We start from the raw sequence: 15187 nt of genomic DNA, 5'->3' as shown, positions 1-15187 counted from the left end.
ATTCAAGCAGGTCTCAGCGACCCTGCTGTAAACGTGCATCAGCCAGACGGATCTTGCTATAGGGGCGTTCCGTATTTACCCATTTTTTACGTGGATTTAATTTCTGGTTAATGCAGCCCTTGCGGGCCTGTTTCCTTGCGGTTCGACCACCCCGCGGGTATCCTGACGCCGTCTTTTGTCAGCTGGCTTGAGCGTGCCTTGAGAAACCTAGCCCCGGTCGTTTTCATCGTCAGCGTCATGTTTATACTGCTCAGTGTTTTCATGACGTTACCAGTACTGTTATTGGCTGCCACCCCGTCTGGGGCACCCAATGCCGTTGCGTTTGCAGAGTCCGCAGTCATTGTCTGTGTGCTTGGCATTCTGGGCCTGCTGTTAACATTCCGTGAGCCCCGCGACCTCAAACCCCGCTACATGTTTGTGCTCACGGTTTCCAGCTGGTTTGTCATTGCCCTGCTTTCTTCCCTCCCCTTTTACCTGAGCGACAACGGCATCTCTGCGGCCGATGCGTTTTTTGAGGGTACCTCCGGGATCACAACCACTGGTGCAACGGTGTTCACGGGGCTGGACACCATGGATAAAGACCTCCTGCTGTGGCGGTCCATTCTCCAGTGGCTTGGCGGTATCGGCATTATCGGTATGTTCGTTGCGGTACTGCCGTTCCTTCGGGTTGGAGGTATGCGCCTGTTTGCCACGGAATCTTCAGAGTGGACTGAAAAGGCACTGCCCCGGATGAGAACCCTGAGTCGGGGCCTTCTGTTTGTTTATGTTGTGTTTTCGATTGTTGCGGTGGTCACTTATTACCTGTCCGGAATGTCGTTGTTTGACGCGTTCAACCATGGCCTCACGAGTATCGCAACCGGAGGGTTTGCAACCTCGGACCTGTCCATGGGTAAGTTCAGCGATCTTATTCTCCTGGAATCCACCTTTTTCATGATCATTGGCAGCCTGCCATTCTTCCTGTTTGTTCGGGAAATGCACGGCCAGAGGGGCGTTCTGTTTCGCGATCAGCAGGTCCGGCTGTTTCTGACGATTCTGTTTGTTGTGCCGGCCATGCTCACGCTGTACCGCTGGTGGGTTTCCCCGGTTCCGTTTGACCCGGTCCACAACTATACCGCCACACTTTTTAACGTAACCTCGGTGGTAACCACCACCGGCTATGCATCTGAAGACTATTCCGCCTGGGGGCCACTGGCATTTGTGGTGTTTTTCTTTCTGATGTTCGTGGGCGGCTGTTCCGGATCAACGGCTGGGGGCATGAAGATTTTCCGCTTCCAGCTCTCTCTGATCATTCTGCGTGAGCAGCTGATGCGCCTGCTTCATCCAAGGGCGGTCTTTACCCGAAACTATAACGGGCGCGCCGTGAGCGACGAGATTATTTCGTCCATGATTGCGTATACCTTCATTTTCCTGCTGTGCCTTCTGGTGATCACCGTGTTGCTGGCGTCGCTGCAACTGGACTTTGTGACAGCCCTGTCCGGTGCCCTGACATCGCTGACCAACGTGGGCCCGGGGCTGGGCGATATCATTGGGCCTGCCGGAAACTTTTCGCCCCTGCCAGACGCAGCGAAATGGGTCCTGGCGGTTGGCATGCTGATGGGGCGTCTCGAAATCCTCAGCGTGGTGATTGTGCTCTCACCCGGTTTCTGGCGAGGCTGATTAGCGGAACCAGAGAATGTGAGGGGCCTCAAGAGGCAGGTTCAGTCGTGCGTTCCGGGCCCGAAGTCGGGGCGTGTAGTGCTCTGAAGGGCGGTCCGGAACCAGGCACTCGTAGTGATACGTTTGCGCTTCTTCCGCCAAAGGCCCCTGCAGTGTCATGGGCTGTACCACCCGTTCGCCAAGGCTGGACGCTTCGGCGACAACGTCAACGGCGACCAGTTCCGGCCCCAACCCGTCGAGATAAACATCCAGTTCTACCTTTAGTTCATCGCCACTCCGGGTATATGCCAGGCGGCCAAACCGGAGCCTTGGCCAGTGCTTCGTGATGGTTTCCCGAAACAGCACCAGCTCCCGGGCTATCCGGGGCGTCCGCTCCCTTCCCTGAGCCACCATCGGTCGATAAAACGCGTTCACATATTCCCTCACCATCCGGTTGGCGGAGTAGTGGGCCGTGAGCTGATCCATACTTGCACGCACTTTCGCGAGCCAGGTTTCCGGCAGGCCTTGTTCGCTCCTTTGGTAGAACTCAGGAACCACCTGTTGCTCCAGCAATCGATAAAGTTCGTCAGCGTCGGCTGCATCGTGTTTGTCGGTCTGGCTTAGCTCGGCAAACGTTGCTCCGGGGCGAATCGCCCACCCTACCTCCGGCTGCCAGGCTTCCGCCCACCAGCCATCGTACTGGGAGAGGTTCAGCCCGCCATTCACTAGCACCTTCATACCACTGGTTCCGCAGGCTTCCCAAGGGTGCCGTGGGCAGTTAAGCCAAACGTCCACACCCTGAATAAGCTCACTCGCCACGGCCATGTCGTAGTCTTCAACAAACACGATCCGGCCCTCAATCTCTGGCCTGCGGATGAACTGTTTCCAGCGTTTGATAAGGGCTTTGCCTTCGGCGTCATTCGGGTGCGCCTTGCCGGCCAGAACGATTTGCAGTGGTCGATCCCGGCTGGTCAGCAGGCTGATCAGGCGCTGGGGATCTGTCAGCAACAGGTCTGGTCGTTTGTAACTGGTGAACCGCCGGGCAAAACCCAGTGTAAGGGATTCGGTGTCCAGGAGCATGCCGCAGGCGGCCGCGGGGCGGCTGTCGTCTTCGTGCTCACAATGCTGGTTCTGCAGGCGCTTGCGAAGATAATACACAAGCCGGTGGCGTTGGTTTCTTCGCATTTGCCACAGATCGTGGTCTGGCGTGTCGCGCAAAGGGTATGGGTCGGTCATGGGCTGTCGCCAGCGGTCCTGGCCACAGGCTTCGGTCCAGAGTTCATCCGCTTCCGGAGAGTCCCAGCTTGGGGTGTGGACGCCATTGGTCACGTATTCAGCCGGGACATCGGCGGCGGGCCAACGGCCAAACCAGGGCTGGAAAATAGACTGGGTCACCTGTCGGTGTATCTCACTGACCCCGTTGAAGCGACCACTCATTCCCAGGGCAAGCCCGGACATGTTCAGTTCTGACCCACCGCCATTGGCGATGCTCAGAATGGTGTCCAGAGTGTTGCCGATGTCCTCAAGCCATGGGGTGAGATACAGTTTCGCCAGGCTCTCCGGAAACCGATCGAACCCGGCGGCCACCGAGGTGTGGGTTGTGAACAGGTTGGTCGCACGGGTGGCCTGTCGTGCCACCTCAAAGCTTGTCTTGTTCTGACGTTGCCAGTGAGCGGCCCGCTCAATCAGTGCCAGGGCACTGTGGCCCTCATTGATGTGGCAAAGCCCGGGTTCGCGCCCGGTCTGAGCCAGTAGCCTCCATCCCCCGATGCCAAGAACCATTTCCTGTTGCAGCCGTTTTTCGAGACCACCACTATACAGCTCACTGGTAATTCCCCGATCTCCTGGCTCATTGCGGGGGTCGTTACTGTCCAGCAATAAAAGCTCACACCGGCCCACCTGGGCTTTCCATACCCGCAACCGAAGCGCCCGGCCAGGAAAGGGCACATTTACCCTCACCCAGTCTCCGGCGTCGTTCCGCAAAGGCGTCACCGGCAGCATCGTCGGGTCATTGTATGGGTAGAATTCCAGCTGCTCGCCTTCCGCATTCAGTGCCTGGCGAAAATAACCTTGCTGATACAACAGGCCAATGGCTGTGACTGGCACACCGAGGTCACTGGCCGTTTTCAGATAATCACCGGCCAGAACTCCCAGGCCCCCGCTGTACAGAGGAAGGGATTCAGACACCCCATACTCCATGCAGAACCACGCAATTCCGCCGGCTAATTGCGCCTCATCATCTCTGGAGCACCAGGGGGGCGCACTGGTTAGTGCCTGGTGCCGGCTTAACTGCTGCTGATAGAACGCTAAAAATTCCCGGTCTTCAGCCAATTGTTGCAATCGCTCGGCCGAAACGCTGTTCAGTACAAACCAGGCGTTATGAGTCGCCTCCCAGAGTTCCGTATCCAGCCGCCGCCACAACTGGTCACTCCCATGATGCCAGCTCCATTGGAGATCCAGTGCCATGGAGACCAAGCCATTCAGCGGTTCCGGCAGTGCTCTTATGGTGTAGGCCGCCAGTGTCATGGGTTCGGTCAGGACATCTGTCGGCGTCGGTAGCCAGCCGCAAACGCCGTCGACGATTGCTGCTGGAGAAATGCGATGAGTTCAGAAATGATCAGAGCGTTGTTCTCAATTCCATCAAAGTCCACGCCCAGGCCGCTGTCATCTGTGCGGACGATGTGTGCACTGAGGGTGTAATGCCCCTGATCTGTCCGCTCTGGAAACCGGAATGCAAGCTCGATGGTCTGGTTGAGTCGCACATCCGCGTAATCCGTGGCGATAAACATGCCTCGCCGGGAGGCGTCCCTTATCATGCCGGTGGCCACCGGCATCCCTCGTTTATAGACCAGAATGGGCAAGCCACCCTCCACCCTTTGGCTGAGCCGATGTTCCATGCCGTTTCCTCCTGTCAGTGTCCGGAGTGGGTACGATTTGTTCTCACTCTACACCTGGTTATTTATTAACCACTTTGACCTTGATCAAATGCAGGTCTGTCTTTTACCTCCCATACAGGCTCACCATCGATTTCAAGCCTGACAGATTGACCTGCTCGCGGTAATTCACCGGCAAGGCCCAGCGCCAGTTGTCCCGGCTGGTTCCGGGGGTGTTGAATCGCGCGATTGAACCGAGGGCCAGGAGATCCTGAGCCGGCACCATAACCAGCCTGGACACCGACCCCATGGCTGCCTGTATTAAGGCCCACGGCATTTCCTGCCCCTGAATCCTCAGGTACTGATCAACATGCCATCGGGTTCGCTCATCAAGGCTCCGGTACCAACCCAATGTGGTGTCGTTATCGTGCGTTCCGGTGTACACCAGATTCATTTCGCGGTGGTTGTGCAGTAAGTGAGGGTTATCAGGGTTTCCATCAAACCCAAACTGCATGACGGTCATTCCGGGCAGCTGAAACCGGTGTCGGAGTGCTTCAACATCCTCGCCGATGATTCCGAGATTCTCTGCAACCAGCGGCAGGCCGGGCAGCTCTCTGAGGCAGGCTTCCAGAAAATGGTCTGCGGGCCCTGGAACCCAGTAACCCCGGGTTGGCTGGGGGGTATCGGCAGGGATCTCCCAGAAGGCCTGAAAACCTCGAAAATGGTCTATCCGTAGCAGATCAAAGCATTCCTGCTGGCTGGCCAGTCGCTCAATCCACCAGCGATAACCGTCTTCGGCCATTCGGTGCCAGTCAAACAGTGGATTTCCCCAGTGCTGGCCCTCTGGCGAAAAATAGTCCGGGGGGACCCCGGCAACCACCCTTGGATTGCCATCGCCATCGAGTTTATAAAGTTGAGGGTTGGCCCAGACATCCGCGCTGTTATGGGCTACGAAAATGGGGATGTCGCCAAAAAGCCAGATCCCGCGCGCCCGGGCGTACTGTCGAACCTGCCCCCACTGGGAGAAAAACAGGTATTGCTCAAAAATCACCCTGTCTAACGTGCTGCGATGCGAAGCTCTCAGGGCGTCCAGCGCAGCAGGCTCCCTGTCCCGCAGTTGGTCTGGCCAGTCAACCCATCCCATGCCGGGAAACGCTTCGCGCGCCGTCATGAAGAGTGCAAAATCGTCCAGCCACCGGTGCCGCGTCACAAAGTGATGGAAGGTTTCCGGGGTGAACACCTCGCATGGCGTATAGTGACCGGACTGGAAGCGCTGGCTTGCCCGAGTGGTTGCTTCTGTTCTGGTCAGGGCGCCGAGCTCTTCTGTCTTCAGAAGGCCTGCGGGTACCAGTTCCTCCAGGTCGATCATTAACGGATTACCGGCATGGGCCGAGAGTGCCTGGTAGGGTGAAAGGTCTGGGTGCGGAGGCCCCAGCGGCAGCGTCTGCCACACGGTCATTCCTGCGTCAGCGAGTGTGTCCATAAAAGCTCTTGCTGAGGCGCCCAGCTTACCAAAAGCGCCGGGCAAGGCCGTGGGATGAAGCAACACGCCGGCACGGCGCCGGTTCAGGACAGGGTTCCGTCGTAGTTCCTGAATCATAGTTCGGCCTCGTGCCCTGGTCTCATCGCTCCCCCTTTAGCCGGAGCGCCACCTCCCTGGCTCATGGGCTGAAACAGGTTGGCCGGCGCTTCGCAGCCGATCCGTTCATACAAATTAACCAGATGGCGTCGGTACAGTTGCTCAAAATCCTGCACAATCGGGGCAGGATTGTAGTCACCGAACCACCAGAACCAGTCAGATCCCTCGCACAAACCCAGTTGTCGTAGTGCAGCTTCTTTTTGATCGGCGGAAAGGGGCTCGTTGTCGAGCGCACGATCAACCTGCTGCTTGGCATCACACAGGAGGTCCCAGGCGCGATTCTTGTCGGGATCACCAATCCAGGTGGAGAACGTGCCGTAGATCCAGCTGCCAGCCACCAGTTCCGGAAGCTGCGCCGGTGATGTTTTGGCCCCCTCAAGGTAGGATGTGTACGTGGTAAGCCGGAGTTTCGGGTGCCGCTCCAGAACTTCGTAGAGTTCATCTAGAAAGTGGAAACCGTTCTCCGGGTAGTATTCCCAGGCATTTTCTCCATCAAGAATCACTGAGATAACACGGGTGCCCGGTTCTCGGGCAATGGCTTCCATGTGATGCACCAAGTCGCCAACGGCGTCTTTGGCGTGCCAGTCGGCATAGCTGAACCCGATGCGGTCAGATAATCCGTCATCCCGGAAGAACGCAGTCACAGAGGCTTCGCCAAACCGGTAGGGCTGATGCACGCTTTCCTGCTCTGGGCCAGCATGTCCGGATGCCGCATAGCGAAGACTGTTATGAATGACCGAGTCGCCGGAAGCCGTCCAAAGAATGCCCTGATCGGAGAGTAATGCGAGCGTCGCCTGGCTTAGCCCGCCCTCCGAGGCCCAGCAACCGCGTGGCGCCATTCCGAAAAACCGTTCGAAGGTTTTTCGCCCTTCGTTCAGGTGCCAGATGGCCCTTTCACGCCCGCCCGGATAGCCCGGGTGTTCCGGCAAGGTGATGTCTGGCAGCGATTCCCGGGCTGAGCCAAAATCCAGCAATAACGGGAGAATGGGGTGTCCCCAGGGGCTCATCGACAGCTCTATCTGGCCTTTCTGAGCCAGATGCCGGTAGCGTGGACCAAGGCTGCTCATTAATTCAGCAATCACGTCGAGTAGCGCCCGGCGGTCCTCCAGTGTGTAATTGTGGGATTTCTCCTGAAGACCCTGTACCACAGCGTTTGTCCTTCTCACCGTTTCGGCCATCCAGCCAAGGTGGTACCACACCAAGAGATCGGCCAGAAACTGCGCTGACAGGTATCTCTGCAGATCCGGCCTGGTTCGGTACAGGTCGGCCACGTCAGCCAAACGGGCATAGGCAGGAAACCGTTTGATGATCCGTTCTTTGTTGGCCCTCAGGCATTTGTCGATCAGGGCAAGGAATGCGGGCGAACCTGGGGTTGGTAACGTAGGTGCAACCAGAGCCGCAAGGAGTGGGTCGCCCATGGTTGGGCCGTCATGGCGCCATCGCTCAATCTGAAGCAGGTAATCTTCAATCTGCTCCAGCAAAACCGGGGCAAAGTTCACCACGGCCTTTGCGCCGGGATGATGCTCCAGGTGGGCGGCCATATCGACATAGTCTTTAAGACAGTGCAGATACACCCAGGGAAACAGAAACTCGCCGGTCTTGTGGTTCTGATAGTCCGGCTGGTGCATATGCCAGCACAGCACAACCGGCGTTGTATTCTCAGAGGCCATGGGGGTAGTCCTGCCCAAGCATCTCCGGCGTGACCAGAACCACGCCGCCGGGAGAAACGTGAAAACGTTTTTCATCTGCGGCCCGATCAAATCCGATTCGGGTTCCTTCAGGAATCCGGCATCCCCGGTCGATCACCGCTTTTCGGATGTTACACCGTCTGGCTATGTCCACATCGGGGAATACGACCGCATCTTCCACCTCGCAGAAGGAATGCACCTGTACCTGAGAAAACAGAAGCGAATGCCGGACATGGGCACCGGAAACGATGCACCCACCCGCAACCATCGAGTCAACGGCGGTGCCCCGGCGATTGTCATCATCAAACACAAACTTGGCCGGAGGCAGCTGTTCCTGATAGGTCCATATAGGCCACGCGGAATCGTAGAGATTCAGTTCCGGGCTGATGCCTATCAACTCAAGATTCGCCTGCCAGAGCGCATCGATCGTGCCCACATCCCGCCAATAGGCAACTTTGTTGTTCACAGGGTCCCGGAAAGGGAAGGCAGACACACGAAGGCGTCGGATAACCGAAGGAATAATATCCTTGCCAAAATCGTGGGAGGAATTGCCGGCCTGTTTGTGATCGCTTTCCAGTTCATTAAACAGGGCTGCGGTGTTAAAAACATAGATACCCATCGAGACCAGTGCCGTCCCAGGCTTGCCGGGCATGGATTTTGGGCTGGCCGGCTTCTCCTCAAATTCGGTAATGCGATAGCTCTCGTTCACCGACATCACCCCAAACGCGGAGGCTTCCGCCAGGGGGACTTCGATGCAGCCCACGGTGATGTCTGCGCCCTGCTCCACGTGAGCCGCCAGCATTGTACCGTAGTCCATTTTGTAGACATGATCGCCCGCCAGAATTAAGACATACTCGGGCTGGTGGCTGCGAATAATGTCCAGATTCTGGAGCACCGCGTCTGCGGTCCCCTCGTACCAGGATGTCTCAATGCGCTGTTGTGCTGGAAGCAGCTCAACAAACTCATCAAGGTCACCCCGGAGAAACCCCCAGCCCCGCTGGATATGACGAATCAGGGAGTGAGATTTGTATTGGGTGATCACCCCCACTTGTCCGATTCCCGAGTTAATGCAATTGGACAGCGGAAAATCGATGATCCGGAATTTCCCCCCAAATGGCACCGCCGGTTTGGCGCGCCATTTGGTAAGATCATGAAGCCTGGACCCCCTGCCCCCGGCCAACACCAGGGCCAGAGTCTGCCTGGTAAGGCGGCTGACGAAACGCTTGGCGGTGTGCATAGCTGCTTCCCTGTTTCAACTGAAAACGCGCCGACACTTTCTTGACGTTATTTGGCGCGATTGCGCCCCTCATTTCACCAATGACGTATATTTGTCTTAGGTCATTTTTTGCGCAAACGCAAAAACGTCTTATGCTCTAATCACCGACTTGTATTCTGTTCAGGAATGTGTGGCCCATGGAAAGCCCTGCCCTGAGTGACTTTGACTTGCATCTGTTTGCCGAAGGCCGGCACTGGCACATCTACAATGTGCTGGGCGCGCACCCGGTGAGGCATCGAAATACCGAAGGCGTGCGGTTTGCTGTCTGGGCACCCAACGCCCATAGCGTGAGTGTGGTAGGAGATTTCAATCACTGGGATGTCCGACAACACCCTCTTGCCCTTCACCACGGGTACGGCGTGTGGTCTGGCTTTGTGCCAGGGGTGCTTGCAGGGCATCGGTACAAATTCGCGATCACCACCCCGGACGGCCAACAGGTCACGAAAACCGACCCTTACGGACAACAGTTTGAGCATCGCCCCGCGAACGCCACCGTTATTACCGAGCGAGGCCATTATGGCTGGCAGGATGGGGATTGGCTTTCGCGACGAAACCGCTTTGACTGGCAACAGAGCCCGGTTTCAATCTACGAAGTGCACCCGGGGTCCTGGCGCCACCATGGCTCCGGCCGCTGGCTGAATTACCGGGAGTTGGCGGATCAACTGGTCCCCTACCTGCTGGACACCGGGTTTACCCATGTGGAACTGCTTCCGGTCACAGAGCATCCGCTGGACGAATCCTGGGGCTACCAGACTACAGGGTATTACGCACCAACCAGTCGGTACGGAGACCCGGACGATCTCCGTTATCTGGTGGATCTGTGCCATCAGCACAACATTGGCGTGATTCTGGACTGGGTGCCTGGTCATTTTCCCGATGATGAGTTTGCCCTGGCCCGGTTCGATGGCACAGCACTCTACGAGCATGAAGACCCCCGTCGTGGCCGGCATCAGGATTGGGGGACGCTGATCTACAACTACGGACGCCATGAGGTTCGCAACTTTCTGATCGGCAGTGCGCTGTTCTGGCTCGACGCGTTCCATATCGATGGCCTGAGAGTGGATGCCGTGGCGTCCATGCTGTACCTGAATTATTCCCGCAAGGACGGCGAATGGCTGCCCAACGAGCATGGTGGCCATGAGAACCTGGAGGCAATAGGCTTCATTCAGGATCTGAACCGGGTCTGCCAGAGCCGGTTTCCGGGTATTTTGATGATTGCGGAAGAATCCACCTCCTGGCCCCGCGTTACACGTCCGCCGGAGATTGGTGGTCTTGGATTTAACCTGAAGTGGAACATGGGGTGGATGCACGATACGCTGAATTACCTTCAGCAAGACCCGGTGTACCGCCAGTACCACCACGACAAACTCACCTTCGGTCTGCTCTACGCCTTTTCTGAAAACTTTGTTCTACCACTCTCCCATGATGAGGTTGTGCACGGAAAATCCAGCCTGATCCAGAAAATGCCGGGAGATGAATGGCAGCAACGGGCGTCCCTCAGGCTTCTCTTCAGCTACATGTTTGCCTATCCCGGTGCCAAGCTGCTGTTTATGGGGGGTGAGTTTGGCCAGCGTGAGGAGTGGAGTGAACAACGGCAACTGGACTGGGGCCTGCTGAAACACCCGGAACATCAGGGTATCCAAAAGCTGGTGCAAGACCTCAACGGGCTCTACCGACTGGAGCCGGCACTCCATCAGAACAGCTACCATCCCGATGGCTTTGAATGGATTGACTGCCACGATTCCACCCAATCGGTTATCAGTTTTCTTCGGCGAGGAAAACCTGGCCTGTCGCCCATTCTGGTTCTGGCTAACTTTACGCCCGTGCCCCGGTACCGGTACCGGATTGGTGTTCCGGTCCGTGGCGTCTGGCTGGAGATCTTTAATTCTGACTCCACGTATTATGGCGGGGGGAATCTGGGCAACCCCCTGCCCGTGGCGGCGGAAGACGTCCCCTGGATGGCCCGCGCCTGGTCGATTGAGCTTACGCTGCCACCTCTGGCTCTGGTCATTATGAGGCTGGAGCCATGATCCGGATACTGTTTGTTACCAGTGAGGTTTTCCCTCTGATCAAAACCGGAGGGCTGGCAGATGTCTCTGCGAGCCTGCCAGATGCTCTTTGTCGCCTGGGCTATGACTGTCAGCTGTTGTTGCCTGGCTACCCGGCGGCCCTGAACGCCGCCCGGGAAAACGGTTCCCGGCGAAAAACCCGGTTCCGGTGTGGTCAATACGATGTATCACTCTGGCAAACCCGTTTACCGGGTACCACCGTCACGCTCTGGCTGGTGGATTGCCCGGCTCTTTTCGACCGGGCCGGCAACAGCCCTTACCAGAACGAATCTGGCGAAGACTGGTGGGACAACGCCCACCGGTACCACCTGTTCGCCCGGATTGGCAGCATGATGGCCCTTGGCCAGCTTGGCTTACCCTGGGTGCCAGACATCGTTCATTGCAACGACTGGCAGTCGGCACTCATTCCGGTGTTCCTTTCCGACGCACAGAATGCCCCCAAAACCGTGTTCACCATCCACAACCTCGCCTACCAGGGGCTCTTTTCCCACGAAACCTTCAGGGCTCTGGGGCTACCGGATTTTTTGTGGCGATACGAGTTACTGGAATTCCACGGCCAGCTGTCCTTTCTGAAGGGGGGGCTGGTATTCAGTGATGCTATAACCACGGTCAGCCCCGGCTATGCAGCGGAAATTCAGACCCCATGGTTCGGTTACGGGCTGGATGGTTTGCTTAGGCACAGAGCCTCTCGCCTCCGGGGGATTTTGAATGGAATCGACACGCGGCAATGGAACCCCAACGACGATCCCCATTTAATGCATCACTACGGCGCCGACAACATCACCGACAAAGCCATGGGCAAGTCCCGTTTGCAGCAGGAGCTGGGGCTCGATATCAGCTCTGCCCCCCTGTTAGGTTTCGTTGGTCGGCTGGTAGAGCAGAAAGGTCTGGACTGGCTGCTGGGCGTGATCACGCCCCTGCTCGAGAGAGGATGCCAGTTCGCCATACTTGGCTCCGGTGAACATCATTATCAGGAAGCGCTGACTTCTGTGGCAAGGAATTGGCCGAACCAATGCTCCCTCTCTCTGGGCTACCATGAAGGGCTGGCCCACAGAATCACGGCTGGCGCCGACGGTTTTCTGATGCCCTCAAGGTTTGAGCCCTGTGGCCTGAACCAGATGTACAGCCTCCGGTATGGCACTGTTCCCGTGGTTCATGGTGTCGGAGGACTCAACGATACCGTTTTTGACCCTGCAGAGGTCGGCCTGCCAAGGGCTAACGGTTTTGTGTTCCGTGAGCCTACTCCAGACGCTTTTTACAAAGCGATTGAACGGGCACTCACGGCCTTCGGGTGCCGGAAAACCTGGCGAAAGCTCCAGGACAACGGAATGAAAGGCGATTATTCCTGGGCGAACAGCGCAGGCCAATATGTATCCCTGTACCAGATGCTGTCAGGTACCAGTAATCAGGGCTAGCCCTGACTGGGCGACACCTGTAAACAGGAGGCGAATACCATGCATAGGGCAACCGAATTCCGCCTGGAAGCTCGCCCCAGGCTGCCTGAGGTTCTGGCGCAACTGGATGTTCTGGCCAACGACCTGTTTTACAGCTGGAATCATGGGGTGCGGAGCCTGTTTGCCAGAATCGATCTCAGGTTGTGGCAGAAAGTTGAACACAACCCAAAGGTATTTCTGCGCCGAGTCGCTCAGGTGAGGCTGGATGAGGCGGCCGAGGACCGGGCGTTTCTGGCGGAGTACCGCCGGGTGGTGTCGGCTTACGAGGCCTACCTCGAATCCGAACCCGGCAATGAAGTTCTGGAGGCTCTGAACCCGAGCGATAGCCTGGTGGCCTATTTCTGCGCGGAATTCGGATTTCACGAAAGCTTCCCGATTTATTCAGGTGGCCTCGGCATACTGGCAGGTGATCACTGCAAGGCGGCCAGTGACCTTGGGTTGCCGTTTGTGGCGGTCGGCCTGTTGTACCAGCAGGGTTACTTTATTCAGACCATCGACGCCCATGGCCATCAGATTGCCCGCTATCAGTGCCATTCCAGCGACGAGTTGCCAATCACCCTGGTGGAAACGGGCGGTACTCCCCTGACAGTGTCGGTGCCGTTCCCGGGCCGGGATGTGCAGGCCCGGGTGTGGCTGGCCCGGGTCGGCCATATTTCTCTGTATCTTCTGGACACCAACACCCCTGAAAACAGCGAAGAAGACCGGAATCTTACGCTGCAGTTGTATGGGGGCGATTCCGCTACCCGGATCAGCCAGGAAATGTTGCTGGGTATTGGCGGCACTCGGGTCTTGCACAAGCTTTCAATCAACCCCACCGCCTGGCACATCAATGAAGGCCACGCAGCCTTCCAGATTCTGGAGCGTTGCCGCATGGCTATGGCCAATGGCTTGCCTTTTGGCGCCGCTCTGGAATGGGTGGCGGGGTCTACCTTGTTCACTACCCATACCCCCGTCCCGGCCGGCCATGACATCTTCCCCCGAGATCTGGTTGAGCATTTTCTCGGCCCCTATCTGCAAGAGGCCGGACTGGAGTTTCAGGACGTGTTCGCACTGGGTAGCAAGAACGGTGATCACAGTTTCAACATGACCAGTCTGGGCTTGCGCGGGTCCCGATTTCATAACGGGGTTAGCCGGATTCACGGCGCGGTCGCCTCACAGATGGAAGGGGATATCTGGCCCCAGATTCCTTTCGGAGAGAATCCCATTGGTTACATCACCAACGGCATTCACGTGCCAACGTTCCTCGCTCCGGAATGGGCAAGCCTGTTCAATATTCAGGCACCCACCTGGAAAAGTGAGCTGAGAAACCGGGAGTTCTGGCAGTTTGTCGACCGTATTCCCGATTATCACTACTGGAGTGTGCACAAAGCCCTGAAACAGCAGATGGCTGAGTTCATCGTTCGACGACTCCGGCGCCAGCACACTCGTAACGGAACCGGACATTCAGTCACCGAGCGGATGACCAGAAAGCTGGTCTCGCCGGAACAGGACGCTCTTGTTATAGGTTTTGCCCGCCGGTTTGCCACCTATAAACGCGCAACCCTGATCTTTTCGGATCTCCCAAGACTGGAACGATTACTTACCCGGCCAGATCAGCCAGTGGTACTGGTGTTTGCCGGCAAAGCGCATCCGCAGGACAAGCCCGGCCAGCAGCTGATCAAAGTCATCCACGATCTGTCCCTGCAGCCGAACCTGATCGGCCATATCGTTCTTCTGGAAGATTATGATCAGGCTATGGCGCGCCGGTTGCTCAGCGGTGTAGATGTCTGGCTGAATACCCCGGAATACCCCAAAGAAGCGAGCGGCACGTCCGGCGAAAAGGCGGCAGTGAATGGTGCCCTCAATCTCAGTGTGCTTGATGGTTGGTGGGGGGAAGGTTACGAGAAAACCAACGGCTGGGCGATCACCCCAAGAGATACAGGGCTGGATGCTGAATTCCGCAACCGGGAAGAGGCCCGGGACCTCATTGACCTCCTCGAGCACGAGGTCATTCCGCTCTATTACAATCGCGCCTCCCAAGGCTACTCGAAAGACTGGGTTGCTCGCTCCAAGGCATCGATGAAGACAATAACGCCACGATTCAATGCCCAGCGCATGGTGATGGACTATGTCCGTCACTATTATCGTCCTGCCACGCGCCAGGGCTTACGGCTGATTGAGAACGATGCCAGGCTGGCCCGCGACCTGGCCGACTGGAAGGCCCGGGTTCGCCATGCGTGGCCCCGGGTATCCATGCAGGTTCACGGCTGTGTGACCGATCGCTGTTTCTGGGACGAGTCAGTGGAACTGAAGGTCGCGGTGGATCTGAACGGGCTGGCGCCAGAAGATGTACGAGTGGAATGTCTGGTGGCGCCCGAGTGTATCGGTACGCATGCGGAACCGGGCCCGGAAGCGTTCCTGCTGGCGCCCTCTGGAGGCATCGACGGCAAAACGCTGTTCACCACACAGATACAACCCCCAAACCCCGGGTTACAGACCCTCCGCCTTCGCATGTACCCGTATCACCAGGCCTTGACCCATCCACTGGAGATGGGCGCCATGCTCTGGGCCTGA

9 protein-coding genes are annotated in these 15187 nt (G+C 57.4%); 4 read left to right on the top strand and 5 right to left on the bottom strand.

Features of this window, described 5'->3' with window-relative positions; genetic code table 11:
* Window positions 1-237 precede the first annotated feature (237 nt).
* On the top strand, window positions 238-1656 hold the full coding sequence (locus K325_RS0106655; protein WP_029653488.1) for a TrkH family potassium uptake protein: 1419 nt from the start codon (window positions 238-240) through the stop codon (window positions 1654-1656).
* Here the strand turns inward: K325_RS0106655 and glgP (K325_RS0106650) are convergent, their stop codons facing one another.
* From glgP (K325_RS0106650) to glgC, 5 genes are all read right to left on the bottom strand, one after another.
* Window positions 1657-4161 (bottom strand): alpha-glucan family phosphorylase, encoded by a 2505-nt coding sequence (glgP, locus tag K325_RS0106650; RefSeq protein ID WP_029653487.1) that lies wholly within the window; start codon window positions 4159-4161, stop codon window positions 1657-1659.
* 8 nt (window positions 4162-4169) lie between these two features.
* Window positions 4170-4532, bottom strand: coding sequence for a PilZ domain-containing protein (locus K325_RS0106645; RefSeq protein ID WP_029653486.1), 363 nt, complete (start codon window positions 4530-4532; stop codon window positions 4170-4172).
* 103 nt (window positions 4533-4635) lie between these two features.
* Window positions 4636-6108, bottom strand: coding sequence for a 4-alpha-glucanotransferase (gene malQ / locus K325_RS0106640; RefSeq protein WP_029653485.1), 1473 nt, complete (start codon window positions 6106-6108; stop codon window positions 4636-4638).
* Entirely contained in the window at window positions 6105-7817 is a 1713-nt protein-coding gene (locus K325_RS0106635; RefSeq protein ID WP_029653484.1) for a glycoside hydrolase family 57 protein, read from the bottom strand. The genes malQ and K325_RS0106635 overlap by 4 nt, the downstream gene beginning before the upstream one ends.
* A complete protein-coding gene (glgC, locus tag K325_RS0106630) occupies window positions 7807-9072 on the bottom strand; it encodes a glucose-1-phosphate adenylyltransferase (RefSeq protein WP_029653483.1) in 1266 nt (421 codons plus the stop codon). Before glgC ends, K325_RS0106635 begins: the two co-directional genes overlap by 11 nt.
* A gap of 176 nt (window positions 9073-9248) precedes the next feature.
* Between glgC and glgB the strand changes: the two genes are divergently transcribed.
* The 3 genes from glgB to glgP (K325_RS0106615) are packed head-to-tail and all read left to right on the top strand — an operon-like array spanning window position 9249 to window position 15187.
* Window positions 9249-11141, top strand: a complete 1893-nt coding sequence (gene glgB, locus K325_RS0106625) for a 1,4-alpha-glucan branching protein GlgB (RefSeq protein WP_029653482.1) — start codon at window positions 9249-9251, stop codon at window positions 11139-11141.
* Window positions 11138-12595 (top strand): glycogen synthase GlgA, encoded by a 1458-nt coding sequence (glgA, locus tag K325_RS0106620; RefSeq protein WP_029653481.1) that lies wholly within the window; start codon window positions 11138-11140, stop codon window positions 12593-12595. Before glgB ends, glgA begins: the two co-directional genes overlap by 4 nt.
* Before the next feature lie 39 nt (window positions 12596-12634).
* Entirely contained in the window at window positions 12635-15187 is a 2553-nt protein-coding gene (gene glgP / locus K325_RS0106615; RefSeq protein ID WP_029653480.1) for an alpha-glucan family phosphorylase, read from the top strand.

This window comes from Marinobacter daepoensis DSM 16072, from assembly GCF_000421165.1.
GTDB classification, from domain to species: domain Bacteria; phylum Pseudomonadota; class Gammaproteobacteria; order Pseudomonadales; family Oleiphilaceae; genus Marinobacter; species Marinobacter daepoensis.
The sequence above is the reverse complement of the archived record's forward strand: the minus strand, read 5'-3'. Positions and strand labels throughout refer to the sequence as shown.